Annotated in this window: 15 protein-coding genes; 4 read left to right on the forward strand and 11 right to left on the reverse strand. The window is 57.9% G+C overall.

The window, feature by feature from the left end; genetic code table 11:
- Nucleotides 1–5: 5 nt before the first annotated feature.
- From AC2FPW_RS04335 to AC2FPW_RS04350, 4 genes are all read right to left on the reverse strand, one after another.
- Nucleotides 6–1,616 carry a GMC family oxidoreductase gene (locus AC2FPW_RS04335; protein WP_496812668.1) on the reverse strand — a complete coding sequence of 537 codons (1,611 nt, stop codon included), beginning with the start codon at nucleotides 1,614–1,616 and terminating at the stop codon, nucleotides 6–8.
- A gap of 92 nt (nucleotides 1,617–1,708) precedes the next feature.
- The gene (locus AC2FPW_RS04340) at nucleotides 1,709–3,718 is read right to left on the reverse strand and encodes an ABC transporter permease (protein ID WP_496812669.1); all 2,010 of its coding nucleotides are present in this window, start codon (nucleotides 3,716–3,718) and stop codon (nucleotides 1,709–1,711) included.
- 9 nt (nucleotides 3,719–3,727) lie between these two features.
- Nucleotides 3,728–4,765 carry a quaternary amine ABC transporter ATP-binding protein gene (locus tag AC2FPW_RS04345; protein ID WP_496812670.1) on the reverse strand — a complete coding sequence of 346 codons (1,038 nt, stop codon included), beginning with the start codon at nucleotides 4,763–4,765 and terminating at the stop codon, nucleotides 3,728–3,730.
- Between the two features lie 65 nt (nucleotides 4,766–4,830).
- Nucleotides 4,831–5,793, reverse strand: a complete 963-nt coding sequence (locus AC2FPW_RS04350; RefSeq protein WP_496812671.1) for an ABC transporter substrate-binding protein — start codon at nucleotides 5,791–5,793, stop codon at nucleotides 4,831–4,833.
- A gap of 190 nt (nucleotides 5,794–5,983) precedes the next feature.
- Between AC2FPW_RS04350 and AC2FPW_RS04355 the strand changes: the two genes are divergently transcribed.
- On the forward strand, nucleotides 5,984–6,847 hold the full coding sequence (locus AC2FPW_RS04355; RefSeq protein WP_496812672.1) for a helix-turn-helix transcriptional regulator: 864 nt from the start codon (nucleotides 5,984–5,986) through the stop codon (nucleotides 6,845–6,847).
- On the opposite strand, the gene speB is transcribed toward AC2FPW_RS04355, so the two are convergent.
- The 7 genes from speB to AC2FPW_RS04390 form a co-directional block, all read right to left on the reverse strand.
- Nucleotides 6,842–7,750 carry an agmatinase gene (gene speB / locus AC2FPW_RS04360; RefSeq protein ID WP_480489399.1) on the reverse strand — a complete coding sequence of 303 codons (909 nt, stop codon included), beginning with the start codon at nucleotides 7,748–7,750 and terminating at the stop codon, nucleotides 6,842–6,844. The genes AC2FPW_RS04355 and speB overlap by 6 nt on opposite strands.
- 35 nt (nucleotides 7,751–7,785) lie before the next feature.
- Nucleotides 7,786–8,544, reverse strand: a complete 759-nt coding sequence (locus tag AC2FPW_RS04365; RefSeq protein WP_496812673.1) for a maleate cis-trans isomerase family protein — start codon at nucleotides 8,542–8,544, stop codon at nucleotides 7,786–7,788.
- Nucleotides 8,541–9,269 (reverse strand): gamma-glutamyl-gamma-aminobutyrate hydrolase family protein, encoded by a 729-nt coding sequence (locus AC2FPW_RS04370; protein ID WP_480489403.1) that lies wholly within the window; start codon nucleotides 9,267–9,269, stop codon nucleotides 8,541–8,543. Before AC2FPW_RS04370 ends, AC2FPW_RS04365 begins: the two co-directional genes overlap by 4 nt.
- Nucleotides 9,266–10,396, reverse strand: coding sequence for a M20 family metallopeptidase (locus AC2FPW_RS04375; protein ID WP_480489405.1), 1,131 nt, complete (start codon nucleotides 10,394–10,396; stop codon nucleotides 9,266–9,268). Before AC2FPW_RS04375 ends, AC2FPW_RS04370 begins: the two co-directional genes overlap by 4 nt.
- Nucleotides 10,393–11,445, reverse strand: coding sequence for a histone deacetylase family protein (locus AC2FPW_RS04380; RefSeq protein ID WP_496812674.1), 1,053 nt, complete (start codon nucleotides 11,443–11,445; stop codon nucleotides 10,393–10,395). The genes AC2FPW_RS04375 and AC2FPW_RS04380 overlap by 4 nt, the downstream gene beginning before the upstream one ends.
- A 131-nt stretch (nucleotides 11,446–11,576) precedes the next feature.
- Nucleotides 11,577–12,095, reverse strand: a complete 519-nt coding sequence (gene scpB / locus AC2FPW_RS04385) for an SMC-Scp complex subunit ScpB (RefSeq protein WP_496812688.1) — start codon at nucleotides 12,093–12,095, stop codon at nucleotides 11,577–11,579.
- Nucleotides 12,096–12,176: 81 nt separating this feature from the next.
- On the reverse strand, nucleotides 12,177–13,049 hold the full coding sequence (locus AC2FPW_RS04390; RefSeq protein ID WP_496812675.1) for a DUF1403 family protein: 873 nt from the start codon (nucleotides 13,047–13,049) through the stop codon (nucleotides 12,177–12,179).
- A gap of 386 nt (nucleotides 13,050–13,435) precedes the next feature.
- On the opposite strand from AC2FPW_RS04390, the gene AC2FPW_RS04395 reads away from it, so the two are divergent.
- The 3 genes from AC2FPW_RS04395 (at nucleotide 13,436) to repB (ending at nucleotide 17,010) form a co-directional block, all read left to right on the forward strand.
- Complete coding sequence (locus tag AC2FPW_RS04395; RefSeq protein WP_170724941.1) at nucleotides 13,436–14,491, forward strand: tyrosine-type recombinase/integrase; 1,056 nt, start codon at nucleotides 13,436–13,438, stop codon at nucleotides 14,489–14,491.
- 366 nt (nucleotides 14,492–14,857) lie between these two features.
- On the forward strand, nucleotides 14,858–16,042 hold the full coding sequence (gene repA, locus AC2FPW_RS04400) for a plasmid partitioning protein RepA (protein WP_170724940.1): 1,185 nt from the start codon (nucleotides 14,858–14,860) through the stop codon (nucleotides 16,040–16,042).
- Entirely contained in the window at nucleotides 16,042–17,010 is a 969-nt protein-coding gene (gene repB / locus AC2FPW_RS04405) for a plasmid partitioning protein RepB (protein ID WP_170724939.1), read from the forward strand. The genes repA and repB overlap by 1 nt, the downstream gene beginning before the upstream one ends.
- Nucleotides 17,011–17,048: the final 38 nt, after the last annotated feature.

A 17,048-nucleotide genomic window follows, 5' to 3' on the forward strand; every position in this document is an offset into this window, starting at 1 on the left:
CTTTCTCACCAGCTTTGCAGCAACATGTCGCTGCCCTTTTCACCAACCATCATCGACGGCGCGTTCAGGCCGCCGGTCGGGACCACCGGCATGATGGAACTGTCGATCACCCGCAAACGATCCACGCCGCGCACCTTCAGCTCGGGATCGACCACCGCCAGGTCATCCACCCCCATCTTGCACGTGCCCGAGGCGTGATAGTGGTTTGCAAAGTAACGCGAACAATGCGCGTCAATTTCGGCATCGCTCTGACAGTGCGGCCCCGGCGCCACTTCTGCTCCGCGATAGGGGGCCAACGCGGCCTGCGCGTGGATTTTGCGCGCCATGCGAAAGGCCAGACGGTTCAGCTCTTTGTCGGCCTCATCCGAAAAGAAACGGTTATCAATCACCGGATCGACAAATGGATCAGCGCTGCTCAGGCGTACAAAGCCACGGCTTTTGGGCTGAATGATCCCCCAATGAATGTTGTAGCCGTGCGACCGTGGCTCAAATGTCCCCTCGCTATGGGGGTTCACCGCAACCGGGAACATGTAATACTGCACATCCGGTCTCGGCGCGTCTGGGGCGACGCGCAGGATCGCGCTTGATGCCATGGGAAACAAGGTCAGCGGCCCCCGGCCCAAGGCCAGCCACTGAAACACCGCGCCCGCCGCGCGCAGCTTGTTGGTATAGCTGTAATAGGTGATGGGCTGCGTACAGTCATGCTGAACAAATGAACCAATCTGATCTTGCAGGTTTTGCCCGACACCCGGCAAATCCAGAACCGGTTCAACCCCCATGTCTTTTAGGTGCCCAGCATCGCCAATGCCCGAGAGCATCAACAGCTTGGGCGATTGATAGGGGCCGGCGCTCAGGATCACCTCTTTGCGGGCCATCACCCTGTGCGTGGTTCCTTTGCGCCGGTACTCAACCCCCCTGGCAACCCGATCCTCGATAAGGACGCGGCTGACTTCGGCATGTTTTCGAACGCTCAGGTTGCGGCGGAACCGTTCTGGCAAAAGATAGGCATAGGAGGTCGCGCAGCGCAGCACGGGGAACCGGTAGTGAGTGTGCTGGCAATGGCCAAAACCTTCGTAGTCCGCGCCATTGAAATCCGCGATCCGCCGGTGCCCCATTTGCTCTCCGGCCTGTATGAACGCCTCAAACAGCGGATTGTCATAGGTGCTGCCGATCGTGCGCAAAGGCCCCTGGTCTCCGCGATAAGCATCTGCCCCGCCAATCCAGTTTTCCATGCGTTTGAACAACGGCAACACATCGTCAAAGCTCCAGCCTGTATTTCCAAGCGCTGCCCAGCCGTCATAATCCTCAGCGATACCGCGGAAATAGAGTTGGCCATTGATCGAAGAAGACCCGCCCAGACATTTGCCGCGCGCAAGCTCCATCCTTGCGCCACCAAGTTCGCTTTGTGGTGCGCTTTTGAAGGCCCAGTCATAGGCCGACCCCAAAAGCTGCGTTTCGCCCACGGGGGCCGCCACAAATGGGTTGATGTCCGAGCCTCCGGCTTCCAGCAACAAGACACTGGTGCCCTTGTCCGCAGAAAGGCGGTTGGCCAATACACATCCCGCAGAGCCAGCGCCCACAATGATGAAGTCAAATTCCTCGGTGTTCTCGCCCATGAGATGCTCCGGTAGTAGTGTCGTTTAGCGGTTGAGAGACAACTGGCACGGCGGCCCTCACAGACCCATGTCCCATCCGGGATAGATGCCTGTCAGTTAGCTTTGCGCGAGAGCGGGACGCCCATGTAATAGGCAGCGATCTCGCTTGCGGCGCGGATGTAGCGGTCAAAAACAATTGCCATGCCAGCAATGGCAAGACCGGCAAGAAGGCCGTCGCCAGCGGCAACCCGCGCGATGGCCGAAAGCGTTGTTTCCTCAAGCCCGCGCGTGCCAACCAGCGCGGTGATCACAAGCATACCAAAGGCCAGCATGATCACCTGGTTTATCCCCAGCAGGATCACCGGAAACCCAAGCGGCAGTTTCACAAGCATCAGCAACTGCCAACCTGTACACCCGGACATGCGCGCGCCTTCGATCAACGTTGGTTTAACCCCCTCCAGCGCCGAAATCGTATAGCGGATGGCCGGGGTGACCGCATACAGCACGATCGCAAGGAAGGCAGGGAATTCCCCAAGGCTGAACAGCATGACCACCGGGATAAGATACACAAACATCGGCATCGTCTGTAACGTGTCGACAGCCAGGATCAGTCCTGCCCGCAGTGGGCGGAAAAGCGTGCCAACAATCCCCAGAACAACGCCCAGAACGCTCGCAAACCCGACAGAGACCACTACAAGGTAGAGCGACACCATCGCCTTGTCCCAATATCCCAGCACCGCGATCAGCGCGTAGATTGTCCCGCCCAGCAGCGCCAGCCGCCACCCGTTGAGCAGATAGCCAACAACCACAACCGCCACCGTGACCCCAACCCATGGCAGCCCGGTCAGGAACAGACGCATCGGTTTCAGAAGATAGATGATAAACCCATCCCGCAGGCCGCTCAGTTCGTCATAATGGGTGTTGGAAAACCAGCGGACCGCATCGTTTGCAAAGGCTCCGGCGCGAATTTGCCATGCTTCCGGGTAGCTCTGTAACGCGGGGAAAAAACGCGCCATCAGGATGAATGCCAGCGTCAGCGCGGCAATTGTCAGCGCCACAACGTGGCGCTTGGCCCAGCTTTGTGTCGTGGGCTGATGCACGGGGCGTCGTACCGCAACCGCATAGGACATCCGATCAAGCACAATCGCCATCAGTGTCACCGCGCTCCCGGCGATGATCGCATCGCCAATGCGCAGAGATTTCAGCGCCTTGAGCACATCGCCCCCTAGGCCACCAGCGCCGATCAGCGAGGCGACAACCACAACCGAAAGGGCCAGCATGATCACCTGGTTCACACCCAGCAGCAGGCTCTTGCGGGCGGCCGGGATCATCACCTGCCAGTCCAGCTGGCGGGGCAGGCATCCGGCAATATGTCCAAACTCGCGCACGCTGCTGCTGACCTCGCGCAGAGCCTGTGTTGTCACCCGCGCCATTGGCGGCAGAGAGAACACCACCGTCGCCATCAAAGAGGCCACCGGCCCAAACCCGAAAAACAGGATCATCGGGACAAGATAGGAAAACAATGGCAGGGTCTGCATGATGTCGTAGATCGGCTGCAAGGCCCGATCCCAGGCTGGGTACTTGTAGCCAAGCAATCCAAGCAGCAGACCGATGACGGTGCTGAAGGCAACCGAAACTACCACCAGGGTCAGGGTCAGCATGGCCGATTCCCAAATGCCGAACACCGCAAAAAACAAGAATGTCGCCCCTGTCCCGAGCGCAAACCGGCGCCCGCCGAATGTCTGAGCCAGAATGACAAACAGCACGGTCACCGCGATCCATGGCAAGGACGGTAATTCAATTTTCCCCCCCGCCTCGGGATAGATCCGGAACCCCGAAGCAAACACCCCTTTCAGAAGCTCATAAGGTTTGGAGACCAGACTGCCGATCATCCGTGTCACCTCGGAGACTTTGACCGGCCCGATTTCCGCCTTGCGCGACACATGTTTGAGCCAGTCGCCAAGCGGCGTCGCGATGTCGAATGTCTGTGCCTTGGGGAACACATCAAACATGCCCCCCTTTTGCGGAACCCAGAACGCGGCCAGCACAAGGCACAGTGCGACAATCGCACGGACCAGGTTACGACGACTGAAAAAGAAACTGTTTTCGGAATGCGGGGTCATCGTGCGGCCTCAGGTGATAATCGGGATTAACGCGTTCCGGTGGATGGACCCGACGATCTGGTCGGATGCATCCACCACGGCGATAGGGTGATCTGCCTGCAGCACCTGCGCGGCGACCTGGTCAATTGTGGCCTCGGCTCGCACAACCGTGTCTCTTGCCGCGCTCTCAATCGGCATTCCCATGATGGCCGAGACCCTCAGGACCTTTTGTTTGGGAATGTTCTGCGTGAATTCGCGCACGTAGTCATCCGCCGGCCGCAAGACCAAATCTTCGGGCCGCCCCTGCTGGATCACCTGACCGTTTTTCATGATGGCAATCCGGTCAGCCAGCCGCACGGCCTCTTCAAAATCGTGCGTGATAAAGACGATGCTTTTGTGCAGCTTGGTTTGCAACCGCAGGAACTCGGCCTGCATATCGTGGCGGATCAACGGATCAAGCGCCGAAAACGGTTCATCTAGAAACCAGACTTCCGGGCGGGTCGTCAGGCTTCGAGCGATGCCCACGCGCTGCTGTTGCCCGCCTGACAACTCGTCCGGAAAGTAATTCTCGCGGCCCTGCAACCCGACAAGCTCAATCATCTCAAGCGCGCGCATCTCACGGGTTTTGCGGTCCAGCCCCTGCACCTTTAACGGAAAGGCCACGTTGCCCAGCACGGTCAGGTGCGGCAGCAAAGCAAAGTCCTGAAACACCATCGAGATTTTCTTGCGACGCAGGTCAACCAGCTCTCGATCAGACAGGTTTGTGACGTCCATGCCGTCAATTTCCAGCGTTCCCGCCGTCGGGCGATGCAGGCGCGTCATGCAGCGCACCAGCGTGGATTTGCCCGACCCTGACAACCCCATGACAACAAAGATCTCGCCCTTGTTCACATGCAGATTCACCGCGCGGGCACCAACGATCAGATCACGATCGCGAAAGGCCGCGTCCGGGGCATCCTGGCCCAGTTCAGCCAATGCCTCGGCACCGTTTTTGCCAAAAATTTTCCAAAGGTTGGTGCAACGCAGCATCGCGTTGGCGCTGTCGTCGCCAATTGGGGAGTTTGTCATGTGAGGGGTATCTTTTGTTTGGGATGGTCTGCCAAAAAGGCAGACCAAAGGGTCACAAGGCGGGTTTAGTTGATCGGCCAGCTGCTCCAGGTGTCCTGATGGGCATCCAGCCATTCTGCGGCCACCTGCTCGATCGGGACGCCATCGTTTTCGATTTTGCCAGTGGCGAGGGCCACGTCGTTGGCATCCAGTTGCAAAAGCTGCAGCAGACGCGCCGCCTCTGGCGATTTTCCTGCAAAATCATTGTTGGCCATCTTCCAGATGAACCCGACGGAAAACCCGCAATCAAAGGTCGCAGCCGGGTTCGGACCAGCAGTCGGATCCTCATAACACGCAGGCACATTCGGCGGCATTTGCACAAAATCCCCGGGCGTTCCGGCAAAGTACCAATGCGGCAGCGTGCCAAATCCAAAAATTGGCTCCTTGCGGTCGACCGCAGCGCGTAGCGACGCAATCATCGTCACCGTCGAGCCGGAATTGATAACTTCATAATCGAGGTTCAGCGCCTTCATTCTCTTGGCGGAATCGGTTTCCCAATCCGCCGGCGCATCAATGAACCGACCTCGCGGCGCAGTTTCTGCGGTCGTCAGCGCGGCCACACAGTCGGGCGCCTGAAGTGCGGTGTAATCGGGGAGACCCGGGCAGACATCTTCCAGGTACTTCGGGTACCACCAGCCTTCTTTCACGGCGACACCGGTCGACCCGTAAACAACTGCCGTATGATCCGCCATTGCATTGGCAACTGCAGGCCATGTCGTGGTGTCCCAGATCGAGGTGGACACATCCAGATCACCGGTTTCAAGCGCCGGGATCATCGCCGTATAGTCAATCCGCAGATACTCGACGTTGAACCCGAAACGCTGCAGCAGCCCGCCATAGACGTGGGCGATAAAATCCGCATCCGAACTGTCGATTGTCGCGATCGAGATCGGCTGATTTGTATCCGCCGCATCTGCTGCACCTGCAACCATCGCCAGGGCGGCGCTTGCCCCAAAGATGGTGGTTCTTATCCCGTTTGACTTGTTCATTTTTCGTCCCTGTTGCTATGCCCCGGTTGGTTGGGCGCTACATGTAATCGAAGCGAAAACCGCCTTCGATTGCTGTGTCCAACGGTGGCGAAGACCAAGGAAATAGGCCATGTCCCAATTGGGACATACTTTTTGCAGGCCTGACCGGCATGCTTTAGGATGTGACACCCAAATGGACTGCAGCGCACAAATGACCGATTTTCCCATACTCGTCCCGCCGCCCATCGGGCGCCGCACTGCGCGGGAATGGGGGGCGGGATACCGCCTCTGGAGCGAAGCCGTCGTCAAGGGAATGCAGGCCGAGTCCTCGTCTGCCGCGATCCGCGAAATCGCGATTGGCCTGGCCGCCCTGTTCGATGCCGACACCTGGTATGTGATCTTTTTCCGGCAGGGCGAAGTGCCGATCATGTTTGATTACTTTGACGCCGAGACGCGGCAGGATCGCTATGCGGATGGGCCATATCTTCTGGACCCGTTTTATACTTCTTTTCTCAATGGGGACCCGCCGGGAAGCTACCTGAAAAAGGATATTTCACCCGAGGACCTGTCCGAAATCGAAGCCTACCTGTCTTATGATCAGGAAATTTTTGGACCCATGGAAGAGGTCGGGCTGGTCACGGATATAGATGCGGACACGCGGTCGCTTGTCTGTTTTTCCCGCGCTGTGGCCTTGCCCGATCGATCAACCTATGAGCGTTATCACCTTACCGTTCTTGAGAGTGTCGCACCGGTTGTTGAGAACTTTGCAACCCGTGTCTGGCACGAGACAGCGCAGCAACACCCGGACGCGCGCAGCAACCGCAGCCGAAAACACGCCCAGATCGAGACGGTTCTGGCGACCTTTCAGGCTGAACATTTGACCTCCCGTGAAAAGGAAGTCTGCAATTTGATGCTCAAGGGGTTCAACGCGCGCGAAATCGGCGGGCTTCTTGACATCTCTTACGGCACGGCCCGAAACCACATCAAAAAAGTCTATCAAAAGCTGGACGTTTCCTCACAAAGTGAGCTTTGCGGGATTTTCATCGAACAGCTTTTGAACCTGGAAACTTTATGAGGCATTTGCCGCCCAGACGTGCAGCATCTCCAGCGCCAGGGTGGCCGCCGCCAAAGAGGTGATGCCGGTTGGATCATAGGGCGGAGACACTTCAACAAGGTCCATGCCAACAATGTCGAGACCAACCAGCCCGCGCATAACCTGCAACGCAAAATTGGTAGAGAACCCTCCGGCAACAGGTGTGCCCGTTCCCGGCGCATAGGCCGGATCGAGACCGTCAATATCGAACGTCAGATAGGTGGGCCGGTCGCCGATCACCGCGCGGATTCGGGCCAACACCTCTTGCGGGCCATTGTTACAGCACCAATCGGCGTCAAGAACGGTGTAGGGATAATCTTGCGGATCATAGACGGTCCGAATACCGATCTGAATGGAATGCTCGGGGTCGATCAACCCTTCTTTTGCGGCAAAGTGAAAGGGTGTCCCATTGTCAAACTCCGGGCCGTCGTAGGTGTCTGTATGGCTGTCAAAATGCAGTAGTGCCATTCTGCCATGTTGTGCAGCATGGGCCCGCAACAACGGCAGTGAGACATAGTGATCGCCACCCAGCGACAGCACCCGCGCGCCGCTTTGCAGCAATTGTGTGGTTCTGGCCTCTACCCGCGACACCATGGTTTGCGGCATTCCTGTCTGGTTCTGAATGTCGCCGGTGTCTGAAAGCGCCAGTTTTTCGGTCACGTCAAACGACCAGGGCCACCGCGGCCGATCCCACCTAAGATTGGCCGACGCCAGCCGAATAGCACCGGGCCCGAACCGTGCGCCGGGCCGCCCTGGTGTGGTCAGGTCAAAGGGGATCCCTTGTATGACGACATCCGAGCGGACCTGCTGAGACCAAGCCGGGACACCGAGGAATGTGCCCAGATGTTCGAACAAAGGTTCATCAAGTTCAACGTTTTGCACCATCGTATTGTCCTTTTGTGAAGCGAACCTAGGCGGGCCTAGGTGTCCATCAAACGCCCAAAGCCCTGGATCTTCAATTGTTGCCCCGCCGCGCGCAGCCCATGCCATAACAGCGCCTGGTTGCTGGTGATGACCGGCATCCCGATCCGCGCCTCCAGCCTGGCTGCCGCCTCTGCCCCTTGCAGCGCCGTGCAGGAAAGAAACACCGCATCCGCCCCGGCGTGATCCAGACCAGAGGCAAGATCACACAGACTGTCCGGTGTGACCCGCCCATTATCCCAATCCTCAACCAATCCCAGGCAATGCAGGGCCGTCACCTTGAGGCCGAGACCTTCGATATAGGCACCCAACATCTCAGAAACGGATGGGGTATAAGGGGTCAGCACAGAGATCCGGCGCAGCTTCAGCACCGTGGTTGCCGCCAGCAAACCCGTCACCGGCGTGGCGACCGCCTTAGCTTCCGGTTTGGCTTCTCTCAACAGCGCCAGCACGCGCTGATCCCCAATAGCCGCCGACGCAGAGGTGCACCCATAAAGCAAAATATCAAGCGGACGTCCCGGCAGGATGTCTGCCGCACAGGCGCGGATGTCGTCCTCCATTGCCCGCAGCCTCTCGACCGAAATTTCACCATCAAAGGCAATTCGGTTCACAAAAAGCTCAATGCCACCATGGGGTGCCAGCATCCGGCGAAAGCTGCTTTCAATGGTTGGATCGCTGGCCAGAACGACCAAGCCTATGCGAAGGGTACTGCTCGTATCCGCAAGCGGCACAGAAATCGGAACGGCGGATATGCTCATGATCTGCCCTCGATTGATGCGCTAACAAAGGCCCGCAGAATGGCTTTGTCCAGCGCGCCTAATTGGTATTCCGGGTGCCATTGCACCCCAATAGCAAAGCGCTTGCCTGGAACTTCGATGGCCTCGATCACCCCATCATCCACGCAGCGGGCGGCCACCCGATAGTTGTCGCATGCACGCACAGCCTGACGGTGCAGGCTGTTAACCCAGGCCTCGCGCCGATCCGTGATCCGATCAAATAGGCTCGACGCCACAAATTCGATCTGATGGGCAACTTCAATTGGCGGGTCTTGCGGCAGATGTTCGATCCCACCGGGAACATCCCGCAGTATATCGGCCACCAGGGTGCCACCACAACAGACCGCCAGCAGCTGCATGCCATTACAGATCCCCAGCACCGGCAGATCCCGCTGCAACGCCTCGGTCATCAGCGCGCGTTCGAACGCTGTCCGATGGGCTTTCAGGGTCAGGCCAGGAGTGCCGGGTTGCCCATAATATTCTGGCGGGATGTCAAACATGCCTCCGGTGACGACGATGCCATCTAGCCGCGCCATCAGGGCGGTGACATCCTGTGTCTCATAAGGCAGCAGAACCGGCATGCCTCCGGCCTGCGCAATGGCGCTGCAATAATTGCTGCGCAAGACATACTCTGCCTCGCTTTCCCCTTTTGAGCGGGGTTCGTGATCGGCGGTCAGCCCAATCAGGGGGGGGAGGGCGCGCGTCATGGCTGCAGCCATTCCTGCGCGATCTGCGTGTAGATCCGCACGGCCTTGTGCAGGTTTTCAACCGGGATCAGCTCGTCCGGCTGGCCGCTCATACCCAACAGCCCCGGCCCAAGAATGGCAAAGGGCACGTCTAGGCCATCCAGCAAGATCGCCCCATCACTGTAGTATGACACCCCAAGAACCTTTGGTAGGTGGCCGTTTTCGGCCAGACAGGCCTGTTTGCACAGCTCGACAAACCCGCTGTTCGGGTTCTCTTCGACAGCCGGTTTGAAATCCATCACCTCCAGAGATACCTTCTCGGGCAAGAGGGGCATTATCTGCGCAATCACCTGCTCTGGCGAGATCCCCGGGCCAAACCGGACGTCGATCTCAGCGAGGCATTTATCCGGTGTCAGGTTGACCGCAGAGCCACCCATGATACGCCCGACGCTGATCGATGGCGGCGTCAAAAGCGGATGCGACGGCAGGTCCAGCTCCAGCGCGTTGAGCTTGGGCAGGAACTGGGTCATCAAGTCGATTGCATTGACCCCCGCCGCGCCGGATACATGGCCCAATGTGCCTTTGGCCTCGGCCCGCAGCCACAAAATGGCCTTTTCGACCACGATCAGGTCCAGAGAGCTCGGCTCTCCACACAAGAACGCCCCGATCCGAGATTGAAAACCCTGCTCGACCAGGCGCCGTGCACCAATGCAGTTAGCGCTTTCGCCCGCTGTAAAGGCCAGCAGGATGTCCCCCGCCAGGGGCGTTTGCGACATGGAAAGCTGGTGGGCCGCGCCAATAAAGGCGGCAATTGCGCTTTTCATATCCGAGGCCCCACGCCCCCGGATCATGCCGTCAAAAGTATCTCCGGCAAAGGGCGGAAAGCTCCAGGGTTGCTGCCCCTCGGGAACCGTGTCCATATGCGCCGAGAACACAAGCGGGGGTTTGGTCCCGGCACCGGCAATCCGCCCTACAACATTGGCGCGACCCGGCGCGAACTCGTCAAACTCTGCCTCGATCCCCAGCGCCTGCAGTTGGCTATACACAAGTTTGGCAACTTCCAGCTCTCCCCCTGGTGGGTCGCAGCTCGGGATACAGATCATCGCCGACAGAAAGTGCTCGATCTCGAAATTGCATATGTCTTTCATGTGGGTTCTCCCTGCTTGTCCGACCGCGGGGCCAACCCGTCAAGAAAAGCCAGCACCGAGGGAGCCAGTGCGTCGGCGCAATATCCACCCTCCATCACCACCACACTCGGGATGCCCGCATCGCGCAAGAAATTGGCGGCCCGGCCAAAGCCTCTCTCGGTGACGTCGAAAAAGGATTGTGGATCGTCATGATGAGGGTCCACACCCAGAGAGACGACAACCGCCTCGGCCTCAAAATCCCCGAGGGACCAAATCAACTGCGCCACCGCAGACAGCCAGGCATCATTCTTACTTCCCGGCGGTAACGGGAGATTGAGCGTGCTGCCAACCCCTTCACCGCCTCCGCGCTCATCGGCGTGCCCGGCGAAAAACGGATAGCAATGACGTGGATCACCGTGCACTGACCCGTACCAGACATCGTTGCGCGCCCAGAAAATCTCTTGGGTGCCATTGCCATGGTGGAAATCCAGATCAAGTATGCCGACCCTCGACAGCCCCATGTCGCGTAGGCTCTGTGCGGCAATCGCCGCGTTGTTCAGATAGCAGTAGCCCCCGAAGCGATCGGACTCGCAATGATGGCCCGGAGGACGACACAACGCAAAGGCCGTGTTGGCCTTGCCCGAACCGACATATTGCGCTGCGCTGACAGCTACCTGGGCACTGGCGTAGGCTGCCTGCCATGTTCCGCGGTCAATGGTCGTATCACAGGCATTGGCAAAATACCCGACACGCCCCTCGATTGATTCCGGCTCCACCCCTTTCGGGCGACCTGCGACATTCGAAGCCATCGGGCTCCCGATCATGCCCGCCGTCTTCCACACATCCATGGCGGTTTGCAGAAAGGCGACATAGTCTTTGTCATGCACCGCGAGAATAGGTTCTGTCCCGTGGTCTTTGGGCTCAGTCAACTGAAACCCGCCCGCCTGTTGCAGCGCATCCGCAATCAGATCTGCTCTCTCGGGCGAGTCAAATGCGGGAATAAGCGCGCCACCGGTAAATTCGTGCCGGGGCCTGTGCTCTTGGTGACGTTTGGTAAAAAAGACCTTCATACATCGCCCCATTTGAAATCATAGTTTGGGGCGAAGATAGGATCGACAAACCAGTGGCGATATATCCCAAACGGGACATGCCTGAGACGCTCATGACAGTCGCGGCTTACAAATCGGCGTTTTTGTCAGTCTTATAAGGTGCACTTCATGCCCGCATCCAGCAGCTGCTCGCGATCAGGTAGATCTTGCAGGCTTTCGAGACCAAAGGCGACGAGGAACTGCTCTGTCGTCACAAAGGTATATGGCGCCCCACGTTTGGGAGCGCGCGGTCCAGTCCCGATCAAGCCGCGCGCATGCAGCCGGCCGATCAGATCGCGGCTGATCTCTTTGCCGAAGATGTCCTTCAGGCCGTCGCGGGCGACCGGCTGGTGATATGCGATCGCCGCCAGTACCGCGACATCGAACTCGCTGAGGTCCAGAACCTGATCACCCACATCTGCCGCGGCGCGGATCGCAGGGGCATAGCTGGCCCGCGTTCTGAACACCCAACCGCCGGAGCCCTCGGCGATCTCAAAGGCGCGACCTTCCAGATCAGCGGCGAGATCCTCGACCAACAGATCGACCGAAGCCCCCTGCCCCACCACACGCGCCAGATCCTCGCGTGATACTGGCGAGGCACTGGCAAACAGCACCGCTTCGATCCGGCGCATCCATTCGCGCCAGCGCAACTCAGTGGGCAATTCCTCGAGCTCTCTATCTAGGTCGGGTTCGGCATTGGTCCTTGGCCATCGCTACACCCCGTAGAGCCGGAAGGTATCGCGATCCGTAAGTTCATGGACCGCGCCGAGATCAACCAGCCGATCGCACAAACGCCGCGCGGCGCGATCCGGCAAGGGCAAGGCTGAAGGGGCCACGGCATCGCGGCTCAAGAACATGTCAACGGCCTCCCCGGCCCCCTTGGCCCTGAGCTTAGGCGCAACCGCTTTCAAATGTGCAGTCCGGCGCACTAGGTCTACCGCCAGGCGTGAAGCCTCGATGGCGGATGTCGTCACGGCACGATGGCAGGCCAGCTGCAACGCGTCGTCCCGTTTGTGTAGGTCGGCGCGTTTCAGGCCCGCAGCCAGCAAAGGCACAATTTGCTTCCAACCGAGCGCTTGTGCCAACGCCGTGTCCGCAAGGATCAACGCCGGCACATCCTGTCGCGGCGCCTCAGTCAAAACGGTTTCCAACACCGCGGCGGCCCAAGCCACTGGCGTCCCCTGCCCCGCATCCAGCCACTCAGCGAGCCGCCCCGCCTCGATCCTGGGCAAAGCCCGGTTCAGAGCTTTGACCGAGACCGGTCGTTCCACCGCGCGGCGCCAGGAAAGGTAGGTTTCTCCCGCCGGGCCGGGACTGTCGCCCGGTTGCAGGAACGCAATCGCGTCCCGCAACTCCCTTGCCCTTTCTAGTCTTCCTGTACGTGCTACGCAGGCCTCAGCCGCGCGCAGTGCCAGACGTTCGCGCAGCAAGGTCTGGGGGACCTTGTGCTGGCTCAACACCAGATGCAGATGGCTGAGCGCCGCACCCGACAAAAACGCCACATCTTCTGGGGTTTCGGGCCGTGCAGAAGTGACCCAGGCCGGCACCCGGGGTAGGCTCTCGAAGTCGTTGCGGGCGTATGTCATGCTACAACACTATCTCGCCACGGCGCTTTCGTCCACAATATGATGTAGAAACCGCCCCGCTTCGCTGGTCTCCGCTATGTCCAATAAGTACCCCTTATCATGCTTGATTGATTTTACCGGGGAATGGGCGCAGAATGCGGGCCATGAAGTGTCGGTTTTCCTTAACCAATGGACTCGCGACGGCATTGGTCCGTAACCCGTAGACCCCTGCCCCGATCCGGCAGCAAACCATATTAGATGCAGCACAGTAACCTGCAATTTTGTAAACAAATACCGGCACAAATCTGGTCCGCATCTACACTTAAAGGAACAACTCAGCGTAAGGCCAACCATGAAACATGGTGAAAACAAGCAAGAACAGTCTACAGGTTAGGGAAAATCGACACATGAAGCCCCCTGCCCCATACCTCCCCGCCGCCGCCCCTGCCCTCTCGGAAACAGATCAGGAGGCGCTCACTGATCTTTATGTGCGCGGCACACCGGAAAACACGCTGCGGGCATATGAACGGGATTTACTTTATGTCACCGCCTGGAAGTCCGCGCGGTTCGCAGCGACGCTGGACTGGCCGGAATCTGAGGCCACCGCCCTCGCCTTCATTCTCGATCACGCCCGCGATCTGAATGACGCACCAGAAACGGATGTGGCGCGCGAAACCGCAGAAGCGCTAATTGCTCAGGGGCTGCGCAAGTCCCTCGCCTGCCCTGCCCCTTCGACGCTGGACCGGCGCATCGCCTCCTGGCTTGCCTTTCATCGAATGAAGAACCTGACCAGCCCTTTCGGGGCGCCGCAGGTGAAGCAGGCCCGTGCCAAGGCGCGCCGGGCTGCAGCCCGGCCCCCTGCCCCAAAATCGCAGCACCCGATTACCCGCGATGTGCTCGAGCAGTTGCTGTCCACCTGTCGGGGGTCCCGGCGGGATTGCCGCGACCGCGCCATCTTGATGCTGGGTTGGGCTTCTGGTGGTAGACGGCGCTCGGAGATCACCGGGTTGATGTTTGAAGACGTCTCGCTGAAGGAGTTCGACGAGAAAAGCCTGGTTTGGATTTCACTTCTGGAGACCAAGACGACAACCAAAGGTGAAACGCCGCGGCTGGTGCTGAAAGGCCGCGCGGCCCAGGCGCTGGTCCATTGGATGGAGGTTGGACAGATTAAGAACGGGCCACTGTTCAGACCAGTCTCAAAAGCGGATCGTGTGCTGAAACGTCGGCTTTCGCCGGACGCTATCTATCAGATCGTCAAACATCGCCTCCAGTTGGCGGGGTTGCCGGAGGACTTCGCCTCGCCGCACGGTCTGCGTTCTGGGTTCCTAACCCAAGCCGCACTGGACGGCGCACCAATCCAAGCTGCCATGCGCCTCTCGCTACACCGCTCCATGGCCCAGGCGCAGAAGTACTATGACGACGTCGATATCGCAGAAAACCCGGCAACGGACCTGTTGGGGTGAGGAAATACGCAATCAGCTCAATTGGCCCCCTGCCCTTCCCTATTTCTTGTCTTGGTGCGCAAGCCGTTTCTTCTTTTGTGCCAACTGCTCGTTATGAAAAGCTCAACTCGAGGCGGAGCATTCGGAAGAGTTTTGTGTGTATGCCTACTTTTTGCACAGCAGAACTTCATCAGCTATAAAAGCCCGGGAACCGCTTCAACGAGGTTTACAGCTGTAAACCACTTTGCTTTGATGCAAAGCGTATGTAGTTCACAGCTTTGTAGAACCCACAATATAAGCGAAAATCCTTGACTTAGGACAATGAATCACGCCTGTTTGTCTCAAGTGGCGCAAAAATGACCACATTCTTTAATTTGAGGCAACTACATGATTCCCGTGACACCACTTACGGCAGAACGACCATCGGCTCTCGCCACGGAAATTTCTGAGAGATTAAACTCGGCCATCCGGGAACATCTTCTTGCGGCATTTGCCCCTGACAACACCAAATCACTACGCAACTTTGCAGCCCCAGAAGCGGCCGAACTCTTAGGTGTCTCAGGTCAATTCATGCGTAAGGTCCACGCAGAAGGAACGATTCCTGAACCAAAAGACGTGCGTAGCGGTCGACGCTACTATACCGCCCATGAGCTTTGGGAGGCTCGCGAAACGCTTGAGAAAACCTCTCGCAAAAAGGGGCGCTATATCCCTCGTCGGACTGAAGGAGAGAAACTCCAAGTCTGGCAGTTGATGAACTTCAAAGGTGGCAGCAGCAAAAGCACCACAACAATTCACCTGGCCCATTATTTTGCGCTTCGCGGTTACCGTGTATTGGCCGTTGACCTGGATCCACAAGGCTCGCTTACATCCATGTGCGGCATCAGCCCGGAAATTGAGTTTGACGGACTGACGATCTACGATGCTATTCGGTATGAAGATCCGGTAGATATGGCGGACGTTGTGCTTCCGACATACTTCCCCGGTCTGTCTGTGGCACCGTCTCGGCTTGTTCTTTCCGAGTTTGAGACAGAATCTGCCGTTCACTCCAACCCGGACCATCCGTTCTTTACGAGAATACGGAATGCCTTGGCCCAGGTAGAAGGCGATTTTGACCTAGTTCTGATTGATAGCCCACCTCAACTCGGATTCTTGACAATAGCCGGGATGGCCGCCGCTAGTTCATTGCTTGTGCCACTGACACCTTCGATGCTGGACGTGTCTTCGACGGCTCAATTCCTCGAACTCGCTGGTGCTTACATGGCAGTCATTGAAGATGCTGGCGCTACGCTCGAATACGATAACTTCAAGTTCCTGATAACGCGTGACGAGCCGACAGACGTGCCGTCTCAACAACTGGCTTCGTTCATGCGAGCACTGTTTCAGGATCGCGTTATGTCAGCTACGGCCCTCAAAAGCACTGCAATCAGTGACGCCACAATGCTCAAACAATCAATTTACGAGGTCGTGCGGTCGGAAATGACACGCGCAACTTATGATCGGGCAAAGAACTCAATGGATGCGATCGGCTCCGAGGTAGAGCAAATGATCCATCAAGCGTGGGGACGCAGCTAATGGCTAGAAAATCGCTTCAGGAGATGTCAGGGATCGCAAACACCATCGCGCGCTCTAGCCCCAAGGCCATCGACAAAACCCCAAAACCCAATGCCCCTGCACTTGGTGCGCTTCAAGGCTCTCTGGCTGCAATCAGGGAAATTGACCCTGCTCTGATCGACGATTGGGGGCCAGCCGATAGGCTTGGTGAGTTTACAGCTGTAAACACTGACGAAGAAGACGATAGCTTTGAAAGCTTGATATCGAGTATCCGAGACGGCGGCCAACAAGTTCCCATTCTTGTCAGAAAATCGAAATCCGACGGTCGATACGAGGCAATTTATGGGAGGAGGCGGCTGAAAGCCTGTCGTGAACTTGGCATTAAGGTCCGCGCCAATGTTCAGGATATCGACGATGCCTCGGCGCTACTCGCCAAGGGGCTTGAGAATGCTGCGAGGCGCAATCTTTCCTTCTACGAGAAAGCACGTTTCGCCGAGGCGATCCTGACTTCCGGGCATGACTCTGCAACGGTGCGGCAAGTATTGAACCTTTCGAAATCAGGGCTGTCTCACCTGACAAAAGTTACGCAACATGTTCCTGCAAAGATTGGTGACATGATCGGCGCAGCCCCAAAATCAGGCCGCCCAAAATGGACCATGCTTGCAGAACACTTCGTTGCAGGCAAGCTGGCGGGAGATGAAGCGGCAAACCTGCTTGCAACCATTGAGCCATCAATGTCGTCAGATGATCGGCTGGAAATGCTCCTAAAAGCAGCTGCCAAACGTGGTGCACGACAAAGAGAAAGTGCAGCCGAAGTCAGCCCAATTGAAGGAGTTACAATCAAATCCACCAACGGATCACTAACTGTTTCGGTCAAAAGGACCGGAGCTAACGCTGACTTCGCTAGCTGGTTGGACAAAAACATGGCTGAAATCATCAAGCGCTCACACGCTGAGTTTACAGCTGTAAACGCCGAGAAAAAGAACTGAGGACGAGCAGAAAGGAGGAAGGCAAACAAACAAAACCC

Source organism: Ruegeria sp. SATB027 (assembly GCF_059613825.1).